16 protein-coding genes are annotated in these 20,132 nt (G+C 72.9%); 10 read left to right on the top strand and 6 right to left on the bottom strand.

Annotation, left to right across the window (positions count from 1 at the left end; genetic code table 11):
* Positions 1-106 precede the first annotated feature (106 nt).
* Positions 107-2,410 (top strand): serine/threonine-protein kinase, encoded by a 2,304-nt coding sequence (locus AB0D31_RS31530; protein ID WP_362729465.1) that lies wholly within the window; start codon positions 107-109, stop codon positions 2,408-2,410.
* Positions 2,411-2,530: 120 nt separating this feature from the next.
* Here the strand turns inward: AB0D31_RS31530 and ilvD are convergent, their stop codons facing one another.
* The 4 genes from ilvD to AB0D31_RS31510 form a co-directional block, all read right to left on the bottom strand.
* Entirely contained in the window at positions 2,531-4,381 is a 1,851-nt protein-coding gene (gene ilvD / locus AB0D31_RS31525) for a dihydroxy-acid dehydratase (RefSeq protein ID WP_362729463.1), read from the bottom strand.
* 472 nt (positions 4,382-4,853) lie between these two features.
* A complete protein-coding gene (locus AB0D31_RS31520) occupies positions 4,854-5,474 on the bottom strand; it encodes a TetR family transcriptional regulator (protein ID WP_362729461.1) in 621 nt (206 codons plus the stop codon).
* Positions 5,471-6,292: a sugar phosphate isomerase/epimerase gene (locus tag AB0D31_RS31515; protein WP_362729459.1), complete on the bottom strand. Its 822-nt coding sequence runs from the start codon at positions 6,290-6,292 to the stop codon at positions 5,471-5,473. The genes AB0D31_RS31520 and AB0D31_RS31515 overlap by 4 nt, the downstream gene beginning before the upstream one ends.
* Before the next feature lie 198 nt (positions 6,293-6,490).
* Positions 6,491-7,423: a Ppx/GppA phosphatase family protein gene (locus tag AB0D31_RS31510; protein WP_267058705.1), complete on the bottom strand. Its 933-nt coding sequence runs from the start codon at positions 7,421-7,423 to the stop codon at positions 6,491-6,493.
* A 52-nt stretch (positions 7,424-7,475) separates the two neighbouring features.
* On the opposite strand from AB0D31_RS31510, the gene AB0D31_RS31505 reads away from it, so the two are divergent.
* Positions 7,476-8,312 (top strand): hypothetical protein, encoded by an 837-nt coding sequence (locus AB0D31_RS31505; protein ID WP_362729457.1) that lies wholly within the window; start codon positions 7,476-7,478, stop codon positions 8,310-8,312.
* A 60-nt stretch (positions 8,313-8,372) separates the two neighbouring features.
* Here AB0D31_RS31505 and AB0D31_RS31500 read toward each other — a convergent pair whose 3' ends face one another.
* A complete protein-coding gene (locus AB0D31_RS31500) occupies positions 8,373-10,052 on the bottom strand; it encodes a hypothetical protein (protein ID WP_362729455.1) in 1,680 nt (559 codons plus the stop codon).
* A gap of 384 nt (positions 10,053-10,436) precedes the next feature.
* On the opposite strand from AB0D31_RS31500, the gene radA reads away from it, so the two are divergent.
* Both radA and disA read left to right on the top strand, forming a co-directional pair.
* Positions 10,437-11,834 (top strand): DNA repair protein RadA, encoded by a 1,398-nt coding sequence (radA, locus tag AB0D31_RS31495; protein WP_362729453.1) that lies wholly within the window; start codon positions 10,437-10,439, stop codon positions 11,832-11,834.
* Positions 11,835-11,935: 101 nt separating this feature from the next.
* Positions 11,936-13,060, top strand: coding sequence for a DNA integrity scanning diadenylate cyclase DisA (disA, locus tag AB0D31_RS31490; protein ID WP_362729451.1), 1,125 nt, complete (start codon positions 11,936-11,938; stop codon positions 13,058-13,060).
* Between the two features lie 300 nt (positions 13,061-13,360).
* Here disA and AB0D31_RS31485 read toward each other — a convergent pair whose 3' ends face one another.
* Positions 13,361-14,215 (bottom strand): hypothetical protein, encoded by an 855-nt coding sequence (locus AB0D31_RS31485; RefSeq protein ID WP_362729449.1) that lies wholly within the window; start codon positions 14,213-14,215, stop codon positions 13,361-13,363.
* Positions 14,216-14,414: 199 nt separating this feature from the next.
* Here AB0D31_RS31485 and AB0D31_RS31480 point away from each other — a divergent pair, with 199 nt between their 5' ends.
* The 6 genes from AB0D31_RS31480 to cseC all read left to right on the top strand — a co-directional run bounded on the left by AB0D31_RS31480 (position 14,415) and on the right by cseC (position 20,019).
* Positions 14,415-15,041 carry a phosphatase PAP2 family protein gene (locus tag AB0D31_RS31480; protein WP_362729447.1) on the top strand — a complete coding sequence of 209 codons (627 nt, stop codon included), beginning with the start codon at positions 14,415-14,417 and terminating at the stop codon, positions 15,039-15,041.
* A 52-nt stretch (positions 15,042-15,093) separates the two neighbouring features.
* Complete coding sequence (locus AB0D31_RS31475) at positions 15,094-16,026, top strand: A/G-specific adenine glycosylase (RefSeq protein WP_362729445.1); 933 nt, start codon at positions 15,094-15,096, stop codon at positions 16,024-16,026.
* A 382-nt stretch (positions 16,027-16,408) separates the two neighbouring features.
* Positions 16,409-16,966 carry a SigE family RNA polymerase sigma factor gene (locus AB0D31_RS31470; RefSeq protein WP_267058697.1) on the top strand — a complete coding sequence of 186 codons (558 nt, stop codon included), beginning with the start codon at positions 16,409-16,411 and terminating at the stop codon, positions 16,964-16,966.
* A 20-nt stretch (positions 16,967-16,986) separates the two neighbouring features.
* On the top strand, positions 16,987-17,661 hold the full coding sequence (locus tag AB0D31_RS31465; protein ID WP_362729443.1) for a hypothetical protein: 675 nt from the start codon (positions 16,987-16,989) through the stop codon (positions 17,659-17,661).
* A 159-nt stretch (positions 17,662-17,820) separates the two neighbouring features.
* Entirely contained in the window at positions 17,821-18,525 is a 705-nt protein-coding gene (gene cseB / locus AB0D31_RS31460) for a two-component system response regulator CseB (protein ID WP_362729441.1), read from the top strand.
* A 114-nt stretch (positions 18,526-18,639) separates the two neighbouring features.
* Positions 18,640-20,019, top strand: a complete 1,380-nt coding sequence (gene cseC, locus AB0D31_RS31455; protein ID WP_362729439.1) for a two-component system sensor histidine kinase CseC — start codon at positions 18,640-18,642, stop codon at positions 20,017-20,019.
* The last annotated feature ends 113 nt before the right edge of the window (positions 20,020-20,132 follow it).

The raw sequence follows: 20,132 nt of genomic DNA, 5'->3' as shown, positions 1-20,132 counted from the left end.
TCACTCTGTGTGCAACACGCAGGCTAGCAAGCCCCCTCGGGCAGGCACATGCCATCGACTAGGCTCCGTTGGACGCGCGCGTACAACGGACACACGGGGGTCGGCCATGGCGTCGCCGCGCAGTATCGGCTTCGGGGCGCCGGGCTCCGGGGATCCGGAATCCGCCGGTGCGTACCGGCTCGAATCCGTCCTCGGCTCGGGTGGCATGGGGGTGGTGCATCTGGCCACCTCGCCCTCCGGCATGCGGCTCGCCGTCAAGATCGTGCACGCCCAGCACGCGGCCGATCCGGAATTCCGGGCGCGGTTCCGCCAGGAGGTGTCGGCGGCCCGGCGCGTCAGTGGCGCCTTCACCGCCTCCGTCGTGGACGCCGACCCCGAGGCCGACCGGCCCTGGATGGCCACCGTGCACATCCCGGGGCCCACGCTCGCCGAACGCGTCAAGGACAGCGGCCCGCTGCCCGCCGACGACGTACGCCGGCTCGGCGCCGGGCTCGCCGAGGCGCTGCGCGACATCCACCGCGCGGGGGTGGTCCACCGCGACCTCAAGCCGAGCAACGTACTGCTCGCGGCCGACGGGCCCCGCGTCATCGACTTCGGCATCTCGCGCCCGTACGACAGTGATCTGCGCACCGAGACCGGCAAGCTCATCGGCACCCCGCCCTTCATGGCGCCCGAGCAGTTCCAGCGGCCCCGCGAGGTCGGGCCCGCCGCCGACGTGTTCGCCATGGGCGCGGTGCTCGTGCACGCGGCGACCGGGCGCGGGCCCTTCGACTCCGAGTCGCCGTACATCGTGGCCTATCAAGTGGTGCACAACGAGCCCGAGTTGACGGGTGTGCCCGAGGACCTCGTGCCGGTGCTGCGGAGCTGTCTGGCCAAGGATCCCGGCGACCGGCCCACCCCGGACGAGCTGATGTCGGAGCTGCGGTCGGCCGCGTACGGCTCCGAGGCGTCCATCCCCACGCAGCGCTTCCGCAACCCGGTCCGGTCACCGGGCGGCACCGACGACACCGGCTCGCCTCCACCCGGCGCCAAGCACACCGGCTCGCCTCCACCCGGCGCCGAGGACACCGGCTCGTCCCCGGGCGGCGCCGAAGGCACCGGCTCGTCCCCGGGCGGCGCCGAAGGCACCGGCTCCCCCGCCCCTGTCCCCCGCCGGGGCCGCCGAATCCACTGGGCGCTCGCCGCGCTCGCGGGCGCCGGGGTGCTCGGCGGGACCGTGGTGGCGGTTCAGGCGATGCCCGACGGGACCGGGACCGTGGCCGCGTCGGAACGGTCCGGCGCCCCCGACGCACCCCGGTTCAAGCCCTGGCAGACCCGGTTGGACACGGGCGGAAGGAACGGCGGCGAGGACCGTACGGCCTTCTGCTCCGCAGCCGTCGGCGGTGGCGCGCTGTACTGCTCCGCGCCCGGGGTCGCGCTCGCCCGGCTGGACGCCGTCACCGGGAAGGTGATGTGGTCCGTGCCCGGCGCGGGCGGCCAGGCGCTCTCGGACGACTACGCTCCGGCGATCGCGGGCGGCCGGGTGCTCGCGCGGGCTCCGGGCGGCCCGCTGCGGGCATACGACCCCGCGAGCGGGAAGCAGATGTGGTCCGCCGATGTGTCGGCGTACTCGGGGGTACGCCCCGCAGGCGCCGCCGTGCTGCTGACCACGGCGGACGGGCAGGTCACCGCGCTCGACGCCGCCACGGGCAGGGAGCGGTGGCGCAAGCCGCTCGGCGGGCCCCGCGCCCAGTGGGTCATCGCCGGTGACGGCGGGACCGCCTACGCCGTCGCGCCCGGCGGCGACGGCGGCTCGGCCTCCACGAACGCCGTGACCTCGAAGACCGCCGTAACCTCCGCGACCTCCACGACCGTTGTGACCGCCGTCGACCCGGCCACCGGAGCCGTACGGTGGCAGGCGCGGCCGGCCGGGCGGCTGCGGCCCGTCGCGGCGGGCGCGAACGCCGTGTTCCTCCTGGCCACCGACTCCAGCGGCTTCACCTCGGCGGTCGTACGCGTCGACACCGTCGCGCACACCGCACGGCGCACCCCGCTCGCGGCCCCGCTCGACCAGGCGCAGGCCGGGGTCGACGGAGACACCGTCTACGTCTTCGGGGCGGGCGGCACGCTGGTCGCCGCCGACACGGTGCACGGCAGCGAGACATGGCGGCTCGACACCGGGCTCGCCCGCGCCTCGCGGCCGGTCGCGTCGGGCGGCCGGGTGTATCTGACCGGCGCCGACGGCAGGCTGCTCGTCTTCGACGCGCGCAAGGGCGTACTCGCCGGGCAGACCAACCCCCGCATGAACGGCGGGCGTTACACCTTCACGCCCGCCCTCCCGGCGCCGCTCGCCGCCGGGGGGCGGGTGTACGCGGCCGCACCCGACGGGTCGGTCTTCGGAGTCGATCCGGAGGACGTCGGGAATTGGTGAGGCGGCGACTCGGCGGAACGGGTGCCCAACGGGTGCGCGGTGCGCCCGTACATGGCTGACGCCCCGCCAGATGTGTTCTGACGGGGCGTCACGGCCAACGGGCGAGGAACCCGTTGCCCGTCAGCCCAGCTTCGACACGTCGCGGACCGCGCCACGGTCGGCGCTGGTGGCCATCGCGGCGTAGGCGCGCAGCGCGGCGGACACCTTGCGCTCGCGGTTCTTCGGGGCGTACACCCCGCCCAGCGCCTCGCGCCGGGTCGCCAACTCGGCCTCGGGGACGAGGAGTTCGATCGTACGGTTGGGGATGTCGATCCGGATGCGGTCGCCGTCCTCGACGAGCGCGATCGTGCCGCCGGACGCCGCCTCGGGTGAGGCGTGGCCGATGGAGAGGCCCGAGGTGCCGCCGGAGAAGCGGCCGTCGGTGACCAGGGCGCAGCTCTTGCCGAGACCGCGGCCCTTGAGGAACGACGTCGGGTACAGCATCTCCTGCATGCCGGGGCCGCCCTTGGGGCCCTCGTAGCGGATCACGACGACATCGCCGTGCGTGATCTCCTTCTTGAGGATCTTGTCGACGGCCTCCTCCTGCGACTCGCAGACGACGGCCGGGCCCTCGAAGGTCCAGATCGACTCGTCGACGCCGGCCGTCTTCACGACACAGCCGTCCTCGGCGAGGTTGCCGCGCAGGACGGCGAGACCGCCGTCCTTGCTGTACGCGTGTTCCGCGTCCCGGATGCAGCCCTCGGCGGCGTCGGTGTCGAGGGTGTCCCAGCGCTCGGACTGCGAGAAGGCGGTCGCGGAGCGGACGCAGCCGGGGGCCGCGTGCCACAGCTCGACGGCCTCGGGGGACGGGGAGCCGCCGCGCACGTCCCACGCGTCCAGCCACTCCTTGATGGAGCGGGAGTGGACGGTGTGGACGTCCTCGTTGAGCAGGCCCGCGCGGTACAGCTCGCCGAGGATGGCGGGGATGCCGCCGGCGCGGTGCACGTCCTCCATGTAGTACGTACGGTTCTTGCCGACGTTCGGGGCGACCTTGGCGAGGCACGGGACGCGGCGGCTGACCGCGTCCATGTCGCTGAGCCCGTAGTCGAGTTCGGCCTCCTGGGCGGCGGCCAGCAGGTGCAGGATCGTGTTGGTGGAGCCGCCCATCGCGATGTCGAGCGCCATGGCGTTCTCGAACGCGGCGCGCGTCGCGATGGAGCGGGGCAGGACGGAGTGGTCGTCCTGCTCGTAGTGGCGCTTGGTGATGTCCACGACCGTGCGGGCGGCGTTCTCGTACAGCGCGCGGCGGGCGGTGTGGGTCGCGAGCACCGAGCCGTTGCCGGGGAGGGAGAGCCCGATCGCCTCGGTCAGGCAGTTCATGGAGTTGGCCGTGAACATGCCGGAACAGGAGCCGCAGGTGGGGCAGGCGTTCTCCTCGATACGGAGGATGTCCGCGTCGGAGATCTTGTCGTTGACGGCGTCCGAGATCGCGTCGACCAGGTCGAGCGTGCGGACCGTCCCGTCGACCAGGGTCGCCTTGCCGGCCTCCATCGGGCCGCCGGAGACGAAGACGGTGGGAATGTTGAGGCGGAGCGCCGCCATCAGCATGCCGGGGGTGATCTTGTCGCAGTTGGAGATGCAGATCAGGGCGTCGGCGCAGTGCGCTTCGACCATGTACTCCACGCTGTCCGCGATGAGGTCGCGGGAGGGGAGGCTGTAGAGCATGCCGCCGTGGCCCATGGCGATGCCGTCGTCCACGGCGATGGTGTTGAACTCGCGGGGCACGGCGCCGGCGGCGAGGATCGCCTCGCTGACGATCCGGCCCACCGGGGCGAGGTGGGTGTGGCCCGGCACGAACTCGGTGAAGCTGTTCGCCACGGCGATGATCGGCTTGCCGATGTCCTCGCTCGCTACACCGGAGGCCCGCATAAGGGCGCGGGCGCCCGCCATGTTGCGGCCGTGGGTGACTGTGCGGGACCTCAGCTCGGGCATCGTCGCTCGTCTCCTAGGTATGGGTGTGCTCTGGTGTGAGCCTACGCCGGGGCTCCGCCATCTGGACAGGGTGTCCGGATGGTGGGACTTGGGGTTCGGCATGTGACCCTCCCTGCCGGGGGGTGCGGGTGTGGCGGGGGCGCGGGTGCGGCGGGGTGCGGGTGCGGCGGGGTGCGGGTACGGCTGGGTGCGGGTACGGCGGGGTGCGGGTACGGCGGGGTGCGGGTACGGCTGGGTGCGGGTACGGCTGGGTGCGGGTACGGCTGGGTGCGGGTACGGCTAGGTGCGGGTACGGCTAGGTGCGCTAGGGGCTTGGCGCCAGACCCCGGGGGGCCGCTCCCCGACCCTTCCCGAAACCCGCCGGGGGTGAGTGGTGATCGGCTGCGGACCGTGCGTGGTTGCTCGCGCAGTTCCCCGCGCCCCTCAACTGCTCAGGGGGCCGCACCTCAAGTAGCCGCACGAGTCGGCGGGGCTAGGGCTCCGTCAGGTAGCGCTGCAAAGTGGGGCCCACCAAAGCCACGATGTGTTCCGGCGGCGCCGACGCGAGCGGCTCGACCTCCAACACGTACCGCATGATCGCGACACCCACCATGTGCGACGCCGCGAGCTCCGCCCGGAAGCGGGGTTCGGGGACGGCGAGCTCGGCGGCGACCCGCTCCAGGAGCCGCCGCAGCACCACCCCCCGCAGCACCTTCGCCGCCGCGTCATGCGTGAGGGCCGAGCGGATCACGGCGATCAGCGGGGTGCGCGTCGCCGGGTTCTCCCAGATGGCCAGGAAGTGGCGGGCCAGGCGTTCGCCGACGCCGTCGAGGGAGTCGCCCAGGATCGCGTCCACGGTCAGGGCGGGCGAGAAGTCGACCTCGACGGCCGCCGCGAACACCGCTTCCTTCGTGCCGAAGTAGTGGTGCACGAGCGCCGCGTCCACCCCGGCCGCCTTGGCGATGCCGCGCATGGAGGCCTTGTCGTATCCCCGGGCGGAGAACTCCGTACGCGCGGCGGCGAGGATGCGGTCGCGGGCGCCGGGCCCGTCGTCCCCGGCCGACCGCGGCGGGCGGCCCCGGCGGCGCGGGGCGGGGGCGGCGGGGTCCGTCATCCGCGGCGGGCCGGCGCGGACGCCAGGTGCAGCCGGGTGAAGGCGAGGGCCTCCGCGAGGTCGGCCTCGCGTTCGGCGGCGGACATGGCACGCCGGGTGTTGACCTCGATGACGACATGCCCGTCGAAGCCGGTGAGGGCGAGCCGCTCCAGGAGTTCCGCGCACGGCTGGGTGCCGCGGCCCGGCACCAGATGTTCGTCCTTGGCCGAGCCGCGCCCGTCCGCGAGGTGGACGTGGGCGAGCCGGTCGCCCATCCGGTCGACCATGGCCATCGCGTCCGTACGGGAGGTCGCGGCGTGCGACAGGTCGACGGTGAAGTGCCGGTAGTCGTCCTTCGTGACGTCCCAGTCGGGCGCGTAGGCGAGCATCTCGCGGTCCCGGTAGCGCCACGGGTACATGTTCTCGACGGCGAATCTGACGTCGGTCTCGTCCGTCATCCGCCAGATCCCGTCGACGAAGTCGCGCGCGTACTGACGCTGCCAGCGGAAGGGCGGGTGGACCACTACGGCGGACGCGCCGAGCTTCTCGGCCGCCGCCCTCGCGCGCTGGAGCTTCACCCAGGGATCGGTGGACCAGACCCGCTGGGTGATCAGCAGACATGGGGCGTGGACGGCCAGGATCGGCACCTGGTGGTAGTCGGAGAGCCGCCGCAGAGCTTCGATGTCCTGGCTGACGGGGTCGGTCCAGACCATGACCTCGACGCCGTCGTAACCCAGGCGTGCCGCGACCTCGAAGGCCGTCGCTGTCGACTCCGGATAGACCGACGCCGTGGACAGGGCGACCTTCGCATCCGGGATGCGCACCACTGGTTCTGCCACGCATGACAGCGTACGGGCCGTCACCGCCGGGCGGGGAGGCGGTCCTGCGAGACCGACGAACGTCACACTCGCCGGTAACTGCGGCGCCTCCGGTACGTGACCTCCGTCACCGCAGCCCGTCCAACACCCCACCCCGACCGCGCCCGTCCCTCACCTCACCACCTCACCCCGACCGCGCCCGTCCCTCACCTCACCACCTCACCCCACCGGCAAGTGGTCGAGGTGGCGCAGGATCACTCCCTCGCGCAGGGCCCACGGGCAGACCTCCAGCTCGTCGACGGCGAACAGGTCCATCGCGCCCTCCGCGACGAGCGCCCCGGCCAGCAGCTGGGGCGCCCGGCCCACCGAGACGCCGGGCAGGGTGGCGCGCTGCTCGCTCGTCATGGCGGCGAGCTTGGGCACCCACTCCTCCAGGGACGCGCGGCTCAGGGTGCGCTGGACGTAGGCGCCCTCGCTCGACCGCGCGGCGCCCGCGATCCGCGCGAGCTGCTTGAACGTCTTGGAGGTGGCGACGACGTGGTCGGGCCGACCCGAGCGCGTGAACTCCCCCACCGTCCCGGCGATCTGGGCCCGTACGTGCCGCCGCAGCGCCCGTACGTCGGACGGGTCCGGCGGGTCGCCCGGCAGCCAGCCCGCCGTCAGCCGGCCCGCGCCGAGCGGCAGCGAGACCGCCGCGTCGGGCTCCTCGTCGATGCCGTACGCGACTTCGAGGGAGCCGCCGCCGATGTCGAGCAGGAGCAGCTTCCCCGCCGACCAGCCGTACCAGCGGCGGGCCGCGAGGAAGGTGAGGCGGGCCTCCTCCTCGCCGGAGAGCACACCCAGGTCCACGCCGGTCTCCGCGCGGACGCGGGCCGTGACGAGGTCGGCGTTGCTGGCCTCGCGCACCGCGGAGGTCGCGAAGGGGAGCAGTTCCTGGACGCCCTTGTCCTCGGCGGCGAGCAGCGCCTCGCCGATCGTGGCGACGAGCCGGTCGATGCCTTCGGGTCCGATCGCACCGTCCTCGTCGAGGAGTTCGGCGAGGCGCAGCTCGGCCTTGTGCGAGTGCGCCGGCAGCGGCGCGGCACCGGCGTGCGCGTCCACCACCAGCAGATGAACCGTGTTCGACCCCACATCGAGGACTCCGAGTCTCATGGACCGAACGCTACTGCGCCTGCGAAGACGCCCTCGGACATACGCTGGAGGTGTGCCAGAGACGAAAAAGGCGAAGCCGGGCAAAGCCAAAGCCCCGAAGGACCTCGCGAAGCAGTCGCGGGGCAAGCAGAAGACGGTCCAGGACGAGCAGGGGATCGACTTCCCGCGCGCCTGGGTCGAGTTTCCCGACCCCGCCGACGACGAGCAGGTCTTCCGCTGTGATCTGACGTGGCTCACGTCACGGTGGACCTGCATCTTCGGCAGCGGCTGCCAGGGCATCGAGGCGGGCCGGGCCGATGACGGCTGCTGCACGCTCGGCGCCCACTTCTCCGACGAGGACGACGAGAAGCGGGTGGCCGAGAACGTGGCGCGGCTCACCCCCGAGCTGTGGCAGTTCCACGACGTCGGTACGGAGACGGGCTGGATCCAGACCGACGAGGACGGCGACCGTCAGACGCGCCGCTGGAACGGCTCGTGCATCTTCCAGAACCGGCCGGGGTTCGCGGGCGGCATGGGCTGCTCGCTCCACATCCTCGCCCTCAAGGAGGGCAAGGAGCCGCTGGAGACCAAGCCGGACGTCTGCTGGCAGCTGCCGGTGCGCCGGACGTACGACTGGATCGAGCGGCCCGACGACACCAAGGTGCTGCAGATCTCGATCGGTGAGTACGACCGGCGCGGCTGGGGCCCGGGCGGTCACGACCTGCACTGGTGGTGCACGTCGGCGACGTCGGCGCACGGCGCGGGCGAGCCGGTGTACGTCACGTACAAGCCGGAGCTGACCGAGCTGATGGGACCTGAGGCGTACGCCGTCCTGGTCGGGCTGTGCGAGGCGCGGCTCGCATCGCAGCTTCCGCTGGTCGCACCGCACCCGGCGGACCCGAAGCGGTAACTCCCCTTTCCTGTACAGGAGTTGCTTCCTGTACGGGAGTTGCTTCCTGTACGAAGGTTGTCAGCTGCTCGGGGTCGGAGAGGGCGGCGTCGGGGTGGCGGTGGGGGTGCCGTCGGGCGGCGTCGGGCTCTGGCTCGGCGGTGTCTGCGTGGGGGTGGGAGTGGGCGTGGGGCTGCCCGGGGTCTCGGTGGGCGGGGTCGACGCGGGCGCGCTGGAACCGCCGGGGCCCGGGTGGCCCGTGGTGCCGGTGCCGGGGTCGGGCGAGGACGGCGTCACGATCGGGGTGCCGTCGCCGCTGATGCGTACCGCGGCGCCCGTGGGGGCCACTTCGACCCGCGCCGACCAGGCGTGGTGCGGCTCCGTGCCGTGGTCGACCCGGATGTAGACGGTGACGGCGGCGCCGGGCGCGAGCCGGCCCGCGCTCTGGCTGAAGACGAGCCAGCCGGCCCGGCTGCGCAGCGACCAGTCGACGGGCGCGTCGCCGGTCGAGGTCAGCGTCAGGACGGTGGTGTCGCCCGCCGAACTCGCGGCGACGGCGAGCCTGGCCGCTCCGGCGGGGGGCGTGGTGGGGCTGATGACCTCGACCGAGACGTCGGGCGTGCGGCTGCCGGCGGTGAAGCGGGCGTCGGGTGCGCTGCGGGCGTTGCCCGCGTTCTCGTAGCGGTCGGAGGGGTGGCCTTCGAGCCCGCCGGGGGTGTCGGCCTCGCTGGCGGTGACCTTCGCGCCGTTCTCCGGCTCGCCGGTCGCGGGGGCGCCGCGGTAGGCGGCCCACAGCGCGAAGACGGGGGCCGCGACGACGGTCGCGACGACGGTGGTGGTCACGGCCCTGGCCCGCAGCCGGTCCCGCCGGGCGGCCCGGTCCTTGGGGTCCATCGGGAACCCGGCGCGGTCGAAGCGCGGGGCCCCGCCGCGCGTCCGCGGTACGTGCAGCATCGCGGCCTGCGCGGCGGCCCGCGGCGCCTCGGCGAGCGGCAGCGCGGCCGGCGTGACGGTCGAGCCGGGCCAGGGGCCCGCGGCGCCCGCACGTTCGGCGGCGCGGCGGCAGCGGGGGCAGTCGTCGACGTGCCGCACCAGTTCGCGGCGGAGCGCGGCGGAGAGCAACACCTGGTGGTCGCCGGTGAGTTGGGCGACCGTGGGACAGCCGCCCATCTCGACGACGGCGAGCGCGGCCCGGGTCCGCTCGACCTCGCAGGCGCCCGCGGCGAGGAGCTCGCGCGCGGCCGGGTAGTTCATGCCGAGCACCGAGGCGACCTCGCGGGCGCCGAGCTGGTGGCGGACCGCGAGTTCGAGCGCCTCGCGCTGCTCGGGAGTGGTGCCGGCCGCCTCGGGCCAGGCGAGCAGGGCGAGTTCGCGGCGTCGGCGCTCGCGCTCCTCGTCGGAAACCTCGGCGGCGGGGGTGTCCTCGGGGGCGCGGCCTGTGTGGGCGCCCTGACGGTTGCGCCTGCGCTCGGCGAGCTTGCGCAGACAGGCCCAGCGGGCCAGCGCGTACAGCCACGCCCGGCGTTCGGCCTCGCCCGCGGGGCAGCGGGCGTACTGGCGCTCGGAGACGGCCAGTATGTCGCCGAGTGCGGCGGTCGCCTCGTCGTGGTCGCACAGAACGGAGAGGCAGTACGTGAACAAGCCGTCGAGGTAGACCTCGTAACGCGCGGGCGGGCGCTGGGCCAACGTACGGGGCGCACGGCGCTGCGCCCGGTGTGCGCCGGTGTTGTGCGCTGGTTGATCCAGTCTGCTGCTCGTCACGCGTGCGACCGTAGGCGGAGCATGAGGGGTTCTTCGTACCGGTTGAACACATTTAATCCTTACGGGTGAACGTATCCCTCAAAAGAGGACAGGAATCGGGAATTCCACGGCATTCCATGGCAGACCCATCACGCACTGTGCAAACGGGCGCAAGCGAGCGGGGCGACGCGCCTCCGGCCGCATCCACCCGAACGGCGGGCGCGCACCGCCGACCCCGCTTCCCGCCCTGCTCCGGCCCCACTCCGGCTCCGCGCCCGGGTCCCGACCCGCCTCGGTCCGCGTCCCGTGTCCGGCCCCGCTCCCGCCTCCGCTCCCGCTCCGCGAGGTGCGGTCCGTGCCGGCGGCCCGGCGGGGGTTGTCAGTGGGCCCCTATACGGTGACGCCATGGCTGCCCGTACGAAATCCGCGAAGGACCGGCCGTCCTACCGCTGCACCGAATGCGGCTGGACCACCGCCAAATGGCTCGGCCGTTGCCCCGAGTGCCAGGCGTGGGGGACGGTCGAGGAGTACGGCGCGCCCGCGGTCCGCACCACGGCGGCCGGCCGCGTCTCCACCGCCGCGCTGCCCATCGGCGAGGTCGACGGCCGCCAGGCGACCGCCCGCACCACCGGCGTCGACGAGCTCGACCGGGTGCTCGGCGGCGGTCTCGTGCCGGGCGCGGTCGTGCTGCTCGCGGGCGAGCCCGGCGTCGGCAAGTCCACGCTGCTCCTGGACGTGGCGGCCAAGGCGGCCAGCGAGGACCACCGCACCCTCTACATCACGGGCGAGGAGTCGGCGAGCCAGGTCCGGCTGCGCGCCGACCGGATCAAGGCGATCGACGACCACCTGTATCTGGCGGCCGAGACCGACCTGTCCGCGGTCCTCGGCCACCTCGACGCGGTGAAGCCGTCCCTGCTCGTCCTCGACTCCGTCCAGACCGTGGCCTCGCCCGAGATCGACGGGGCGCCCGGCGGCATGGCCCAGGTCCGCGAGGTGGCGGGCGCGCTGATCCGCGCTTCCAAGGAGCGCGGCATGTCCACGCTGCTCGTCGGCCATGTCACCAAGGACGGCGCGATCGCGGGCCCCCGCCTGTTGGAACACCTGGTGGACGTGGTGCTCTCCTTCGAGGGCGACCGGCACGCGCGGCTGCGTCTCGTACGGGGCGTCAAGAACCGTTACGGCACCACGGACGAGGTCGGCTGCTTCGAGCTGCACGACGAGGGCATCACCGGGCTCGCCGACCCCAGCGGCCTCTTCCTGACCCGGCGAGACGTGGCGGTGCCGGGCACCTGCCTCACCGTCACGCTGGAGGGCCGCCGCCCGCTCGTCGCCGAAGTGCAGGCGCTCACCGTCGACTCGCAGATCCCCTCGCCGCGCCGCACCACCTCCGGTCTGGAGACCTCCCGCGTCTCGATGATGCTGGCCGTGCTCGAACAGCGGGGCCGCATCACGGCGCTCGGCAAGCGCGACATCTACAGCGCGACGGTGGGCGGAGTGAAGCTCTCCGAGCCCGCGGCCGACCTGGCGATCGCCCTCGCGCTCGCCTCCGCGGCGAGCGACACTCCGCTGCCCAAGAACCTCGTCGCGATCGGCGAAGTCGGGCTCGCGGGCGAGGTCAGAAGGGTCACCGGGGTGCAGCGCAGGCTCGCCGAGGCGCACCGGCTCGGCTTCACCCACGCCCTCGTGCCGACCGACCCCGGGAGGGTCCCGGCCGGTATGAAGGTCACGGAAGTCGCCGACATGGGGGACGCGCTGCGGGTGCTGCCTCGGGGGCGTCGCGCACAGGCCCCACGGGAGGAGTAGCCGCGCCGGTAGACTTTGCCCTGGTCTCGCCCGTCCGTACGAGCAGTACGCAAGCAGCTCGCGAGCAGTACGCGCCGTATGAGCAACACCGGAGGAGTGCAGTGGCAGCCAACGACCGGGCATCATCACCCGGAAAGTCCGGCACAGGCTCCGGTAACGAAGCACTGATGCGCGCCGCGCTGAGCGCCGTCGCGCCCGGCACCGCGCTCCGTGACGGCCTGGAGCGCATCCTGCGCGGCAACACCGGCGGTCTCATCGTGCTCGGCCTCGACAAGACGGTCGACTCGATGTGCACGGGCGGCTTCGTCCTGGACGTCGAGTTCGCGGCGACGCGCCTGCGCGAGCTGTGCAAGCTCGACGGCGCGCTCGTCCTCGACAAGGACATCACCAAGATCCACCGGGCCGGTGTGCAGCTCGTGCCGGACGCCGGGATCCCCACCGAGGAGACCGGCACCCGCCACCGCACGGCGGACCGCGTGTCCAAGCAGTGCAACTACCCGGTGGTGTCCGTCAGCCAGTCCATGCGGCTGATCGCGCTGTACGTGAACGGGGAGCGCCGGGTCCTTGAGGAGTCGGCGGCGATCCTCTCCCGCGCGAACCAGGCGCTGGCGACCCTGGAGCGGTACAAGCTCCGTCTCGACGAGGTGGCCGGCACGCTCTCCGCCCTGGAGATCGAGGACCTGGTCACCGTGCGGGACGTCACGGCGGTCGCCCAGCGCCTGGAGATGGTGCGGCGCATCGCGACGGAGATCGCGGAGTACGTGGTGGAGCTCGGCACCGACGGGCGGCTGCTCTCGCTCCAGCTGGACGAGCTGATCGCCGGGGTCGAGCCCGAGCGCGAGCTGGTCGTACGGGACTACGTGCCCGAGCCCACGGCCAAGCGGTCGCGGACGGTGGACGAGGCGCTGCGCGAGCTCAACGACCTCACCCATGCCGAACTGCTCGAACTGCCCATAGTGGCACGGGCGTTGGGGTACAGCGGCTCACCCGAGACGCTGGACTCGGCGGTGTCCCCGCGGGGCTACCGGCTCCTCGCGAAGGTGCCGCGGCTGCCGGGAGCGATCATCGAGCGGCTCGTCGAGCACTTCGGCGGGTTGCAGAAGCTGCTGGCTGCCTCGGTGGACGACCTTCAGACCGTCGACGGGGTCGGGGAGGCGCGGGCGCGGAGCGTGCGGGAGGGGCTCTCGCGGTTGGCCGAGTCTTCCATTCTGGAGCGGTACGTCTAGCTGGGGCCGGGGTTTTGCCCACCCTCCGACCCGTGCGGCTACTTGAGGGTGCGGCTACCTGGGGCTCCGCCCCAGACCCCGTTCGCGCGTTCTCCCACCCACCTCCCGTGCTGCGGCGTCGGCGAGGCCCAGCTCCCTGGGGCTCCGTCCCAGACCCCGTTCGCGCCTGAAGGGCGCTCGTCCTCAAACGCCGGACAGGCCGAGGATGCCAGGACTGGGCACCCCGCCACCTTCAACCGACGCCTCCAGGCGCACGGCGCCGGGTCACCTACAAGGGGCACGGGGCGGGCCCCGGAGGGGCTAGTCCTTGGCCAGGGCGAAGGACGCTCGGGCCACCGGGAGGCCGGGGAAGTGGGCTTCGATCAGGTACGTGCCGGGATCGACCGGACCCGCCGGCGGAGTCGCGCACCCCGGCGCGGACTTCGACCGGTCCCACTGCACGGTGTGCGTGATCGACGACGCCCCCGGCACCTGGAAGAACGCCCCGGCGTCACCCGAGACGCAGTCCTCCGTGGACCACACCCGGTCATTGGCGGTGGAGGTCACCGTCACCACCGCCCCCTTGGGCCCGAGATCCGCCTTGCACGCGGACGACGCGTTGTTCTTGAGGACTACCTCGATGCGCGGCTTCTCACCGGGCTCGTACGACGTCTTCGTGCTGCGAAGCACCATGCTCAGCGAACCCGGCGCACAGGTCGGCAGGCTCGACCCGGCCGGCACCCGGGCCCCGGTGTCACCGGCGCCGCCGCCCCCGCCTCCGCCGCCACCCGAACTCCCGCCGCCCGAAACGGAGTCGGAGCCGGCCGAGCCGCCCGAGCCCGTACTCGTACCGCCGTCAGCGGAGTTGGCCCCGCCGGAGCCGCCCGCACCGGACGAGCCGCCCGAACCGCCGGAGCCGCCCGAACCGCCCGTCTCGTCGCGGCCGCCCGGCGCGGTGCTGATGGCGGGGCCGGAGCCGGAGGGGCCCGGAGTGATCGAATGCGTGGGATCGGGGCCCTTGTTGGTGCCGCCGCCCCTGTTTCCACTGGAGCCGCCGGAGGTCACGGCCCATAGGACGAGGACGGCGAGCAGCGCGATCAAGGACAGCGCGACCGCCCTCCGTCGCCAGTAGATGGAGGAGGGAAGCGGCCCGACCGGATTGCGCAGAGATCCCACGCCCCGAACCTTACGAGAGATCGGCGCCAACTCCCGCCCCACCCGCCGCCACTCCGCACAAGTTTTGCGGATCATCATCCCGGCCACGGTCCTGGAGCGCCCACATCCGCTTCGAGGGCGTCACCTTGCCGTCGCCCGGCGGCCACCGGGTGGTCGGCTCGTGGTCGGCACTCCTTCATCATTCATACTGTCCGTCACCATGGATAGTGAGCTCTACCGCAACATCACCGACTTCGCCCACGACATGCCGTCCTGGGTGCAGAGCTTCGTCGAGGTCTGGACGGAGCTCGGCCTGCTGCTGTTCGGCGTGCTGTTCGTCTGCGCCTGGTGGCGGGCCCGCCGCAGGGACACGACGTCGTTCGCCCTCGCCCTGCTGGCGCCGCTCGCGACGGCGGCCGCGTACCTGTGCAGCGAGGTGATGAAGTCGCTGATCGACGAGGAGCGGCCCTGCCGGGCGGTGGCGGGCGCGGCGACCTCGCTGATCGCCTGCCCCACCCACGGTGACTGGTCGTTCCCCTCCAACCACGCCACCATCGCCGGCGCCGCCGCCGTCGCGCTCGCGCTCGCCTGGTCGCGGATCTGGATGCTCACCGTGCCGATGGCCCTCGCGATGGCCTTCTCGCGGGTCTTCGTCGGGGTGCACTACCCGCACGACGTGGCGGTCGGCCTGGTGCTCGGCTCGCTGATCGCGCTGCTCGTCGTCAAGGTCGGCACGCGGCCGGTACGGGCTCTTGCCGAGTCGATGCGTACGAGTGACGTGTCGGCGGCCGCGTGGTTCGCGGGACCCGGCGCACGTGTGCACGCCCGGCAGCACGCACGCCGCTGAGGCGCACCGCGCGCCCCCTTCGACGGCCGGTCGTGCCAGGATCGGCTCTGCGATGAACATTCTGCCGACGACGCCCCCCGTGTCCACCGTGTCCGCGAACGAGACGACCGAGCCCGCCGTCCTCCACGAATCCGTCATCGGATGGTTCGGCGAGCACGCCCGCGACCTGCCCTGGCGCCGCCCCGAAGCGGGCGCCTGGGGCGTGATGGTCAGCGAGTTCATGCTCCAGCAGACCCCCGTCAGCCGGGTCCTGCCGGTGTACGAGCAGTGGCTGGCGCGCTGGCCGCGCCCGGCCGACCTGGCCGCCGACGCACCCGGCGAGGCGGTCCGCGCCTGGGGCCGGCTCGGCTACCCGCGCCGGGCGCTGCGTCTGCACGGCGCGGCCCTCGCCATAACGGAACGCCACGGCGGCGACGTACCGGCCGACCACGCCCAGCTCCTCGCGCTGCCCGGCATCGGCGAGTACACGGCGGCCGCGGTCGCCTCGTTCGCGTACGGGCAGCGCCACGCCGTCCTCGACACCAATGTGCGCCGCGTCTTCGCGCGCGCCGTGACCGGCGTGCAGTACCCGCCGACCGCGACCACCGCCGCCGAACGGCGCCTCGCGCGGGTCCTGCTCCCCGAGGACGACGTCACCGCGGCCCGCTGGGCGGCCGCGTCCATGGAGCTCGGCGCGCTGGTGTGCACCGCGAAGAACGAGACGTGCGTACGCTGCCCGATCGCCGCGCAGTGCGCCTGGCGCCTGGCCGGTAAGCCCGCGCACGAGGGTCCCGCGCGGCGCGGCCAGACGTACGCGGGCACCGACCGGCAGGTGCGCGGCCGGCTGCTCGCGGTGCTGCGGGAGGCCACCGGCTCGGTGCCGCAGACGGCGCTCGACGCGGTGTGGCCCGAGCCGGTGCAGCGGGCCCGCGCACTCGACGGCCTGGTCGCGGACGGCCTCGTCGAGCCGCTGGACGGCGGCCTGTACCGGCTCCCCCAGTCCTGACGGACCCCCGGCCCGACCAGGGCCGGGCTCCCGGCGCCACCTCGACCCGCGTCCGCCTCCATCGGCGCACCGGGTCCGAGACCGTGCCCGAGACCGTGTCCGACCCCGTCGTCCCACACCATTGCGTCCGACAGCGTTGCCGACAGCGTTGCCGACATCGTTGCCGACAGCGTTGTCCATGTGCGCCCGTAACGTCCGGAAGAGCGCCGTTACCCCTGGAAAACGGCGGTAAACCTCGGCTGTTACACAACCGATGGCTCACCGTGCGTCGGCCGACGGCTCGTCCGCACAGGCCCGTGACAAGTGGTCCGTAGCTTCATTCCCGTAAGCGACCAGCAGGACGAGCGGGACCAGCTCACGGGGACGACGGAGGCGGTTGGGTATGGCGCAGGGCGAGGTGCTTGAGTTCGAGGAGTACGTACGCACCCGGCAGGACGCGCTGCTGCGCAGTGCCAGGCGACTGGTTCCGGACCCGGTGGACGCGCAGGACCTCCTCCAGACCGCGCTGGCCCGCACCTACGGCCGCTGGGACGGCATCGCCGACAAGACGCTCGCCGACGCCTATCTGCGCCGCGTCATGATCAACACCCGGACCGAGTGGTGGCGGGCGCGCAAGCTCGAAGAGGTGCCGACCGAGCAGCTGCCCGACGCCCGCGTCGAGGACGGCTCCGAGCAGCGTGCCGACCGCGCCCTCCTGATGGACGTCCTGAAGGTCCTGGCCCCCAAGCAGCGCAGCGTCGTCGTGCTGCGACACTGGGAGCAGATGAGCACCGAGGAGACGGCCGCGGCCCTCGGCATGTCGGCCGGCACGGTCAAGAGCACGCTGCACCGGGCGCTGGCCCGGCTCCGCCAGGAGCTGGAGAGCCGCGAGCTGGACTTCCGTGCGCTGGAGCACGGCTACACGGGCGACGTAAAGGGGCGGGAGCGGTGCGCGGCCTGAGCAGGCACAGGGGGAACGCTTTGGCGGCGGGGACCACGGCACTGGCCGGGATCTCCGCCCTCGGGCTGTTCATGGGCGGTTGTTCCACGGGCGGCACCGGTACGCGGGACGAGGGCGAGGCCGCCCAGCCCGACAAGGTCGCCCACGCCACACCGTCGCCGAGCGCGTCCACGCCCGCACCGTTCGAGAAGGTCGACCCGGTGCGGCTGCTCAAGGCCGACCCCAAGGTCAGCACCCGCGTCAAGGCACAGCTCAAGCCCTGCACCAAGAACGAGTACCCCATCGATGTGACGTATGGGCACCTGACCGGCACGACCGGCCAGGACGTCATCGTGAACGTCATGAACTGCGCCGACGCCGTCGGCCTCGGCGCCTATGTGTACCGCGCCTCCGGTTCGAGCGCCTCCCCCGGCACTTCCGGTACCTCCGGCATCTCCGGCACTTCGTACGACAACGTCTTCACCGCCGAGGAGACCCCCGTCTACGCCGAGATCGACCGGGGCGACCTGGTGGTGACCCGGCAGATGTACGCGCCCGGCGACAAGCCCGCCTTCGCGTCGAGCGAGGTCGTGACGACGTATCACTGGTCGGGCGGTGCGAGCGGTAAGTTCGCCCAGCAGAGCCAGGTGGAGAACGACTACAGCAAGGCGGTCGGCGACGGCGGGACCTCCGCGCCGGTGCCCGCCACCCCCTGACCGGCCGCCGGGTCGGCCGGCACCGGAACGGGTATGCCGCAGACTGGGTACTGCGCCCGGGCCCCCAGCCCCACCGCCGGGCGCCGGAACGGGCCGCTGGAACGGACCGCCGGAACGGACCGCCGGAGAACTGAGCCGGAGAACTGAGAGAGCAGCGCGATGGCCGAAACCCATGTTCTGTTCGTCGAGGACGACGACGTCATCCGTGAAGCCACCCAGCTCGCCCTGGAGCGGGACGGCTTCACCGTGACCGCCATGCCCGACGGGCTCTCCGGCCTGGAGGCGTTCCGCGCCGACCGGCCGGACATCGCCCTGCTGGACGTGATGCTGCCGGGTCTCGACGGGGTCAGCCTGTGCCGCCGGATCCGGGACGAGTCGACCGTGCCGGTCATCATGCTCTCCGCGCGCGCCGACTCCATCGACGTCGTCCTCGGCCTTGAGGCCGGCGCGGACGACTACGTCACCAAGCCGTTCGACGGCGCGGTCCTGGTCGCCCGGATCCGCGCCGTGCTGCGCCGCTTCGGCCACGCGGGCGGGCCCGGCGCCGCCACCGAGACCTCCGACGAGACGCCCGAGCGCGGGGTGCTCGCCTTCGGCGACATCGAGATCGACACCGAGGGCATGGAGGTACGCAAGCTCGGCGAGCCCGTCGCCCTCACGCCGACCGAGATGCGGCTGCTGCTCGAATTCTCCTCGGCGCCCGGCACGGTCCTCTCCCGCGACAAGCTCCTGGAGCGCGTGTGGGACTACGGCTGGGGCGGCGACACCCGGGTGGTCGACGTCCACGTACAGCGGCTCCGCACCAAGATCGGGCAGGACCGGATCGAGACCGTCCGTGGCTTCGGCTACAAGTTGAAGGCATGAGGGACAGATGAGGCGCCCCTCCCTGCGCACCGGCGTTCGCTGCCCGCACCACCCGGGGGCCGGCCCCCGGACCCCCGGCCGCCACCACGCCGAAGCCGAACAGGAGCCCGTCGCATGAGGCGCCCCTCCCTGCGGACCGGCGTCCGCTGGAAGATCAGCATCGCGATCACGGCGGTCGGCGCGCTCACCGTGATGGCGCTGAGTCTCGTCGTGCACAACGCCGCCCGGGTCTCGATGCTCGACAACGCCCGTGAAGTGCAGATGGAACGGCTCAACTTCGCCCAGAACTACTACGAGACGAGCAACAAGCGGGTCCGCTTCGGCACCAAGCTGAACGATCCCGCGCTGCCGTCCACGCTCAAGACCAAGGCGCTCCAGGGGCGCAAGGTCTCCTCCGTGCAGGAGCGTGGCAGCGGCCCGCCCGACATCTGGGCCGCCGTGCCCGTGGGCAACGGCGACGTCCTTTCGCTGCACTCCACCTTCACCGACCGCAGCTCCAACGTGATGGCCGACCTCGACCGCGCCCTCGTCATCGGCTCGGTCGCGGTCGTCTTCGGCGGCTGCGCCCTCGGCATCCTCATCGGCGGCCAGATCTCGCGCAGGCTGCGCAAGGCGGCCGACGCGGCGGGCAAGGTCGCCGAGGGCAACACGGAGGTCCGGGTACGGGACGCCATCGGCGGCTTCGTACGCGACGAGACGGACGAGCTCGCTCGTGCCGTCGACGCGCTCACCGACGCGCTCCAGGAGCGCATCGAGGCCGAGCGCCGGGTCACCGCGGACATCGCGCACGAGCTGCGCACCCCGGTCACCGGCCTGTTGACCGCCGCGGAGCTGCTGCCGCCGGGCCGCCCCACGGAGCTGGTACGCAACCGGGCGCAGGCCATGCGCACGCTGGTCGAGGACGTCCTTGAGGTCGCCCGGCTCGACAGCGCGTCGGAGCGGGCCGAGTTGCAGGACATCGCGCTGGGCGAGTTCGTCAGCCGGCGCGTGGCCGCGTTCGATCCCGAGGTCGAGGTCAGGGTCGTCCACGAATCGTGGGTCTCCACCGATCCGCGCCGCCTCGAACGCATCCTGGGCAACCTTCTCGGCAACGCCGCCAAGCACGGCGGGGGTCCGGTGGAGGTCACCGTCGAGGGCCGGGTCGTACGGGTCCGCGACCACGGGGCCGGGTTCCCCGAGGCGCTGCTGCGCGAGGGGCCGAGCCGGTTCCGTACGGGGTCGAGCGATCGGGCCGGCAACGGGCACGGGCTGGGTCTGACGATCGCGGCGGGCCAGGCGCGGGTGCTGGGCGCCCGGCTCACCTTCCGCAACGTCGCCCCCGAGGGGGTTGCCGGTGGGGCGGGCTCCGGTGCGGCCGGCTCCGGTGGGGCGGGCTCCGGTGTACCCGGCTCCGGTGGGGCGATTGCCGTGCTGTGGCTTCCCGAGCACGCGTCGACCAACACGGGGAGCTTCCCCGTGCAGCCGCCTTCGTCGAAGAGCGCGAGGCGGGCATAGCGGGTTTGTGGTGCAGCCCGTGCGGCTACTTGCGGGTGCCGGCTCCCTGGGGCTCCGCCCCAGACCCCGGCGGGCCTGCCCACCCACCCGCCCATACGGCTACTTGAAGGTGC

Origin of the sequence: Streptomyces sp. NPDC048361, assembly GCF_040651795.1 — a bacterium.
GTDB lineage: Bacteria > Actinomycetota > Actinomycetes > Streptomycetales > Streptomycetaceae > Streptomyces.
This window is presented reverse-complemented; position numbering and strand designations above follow the sequence as displayed.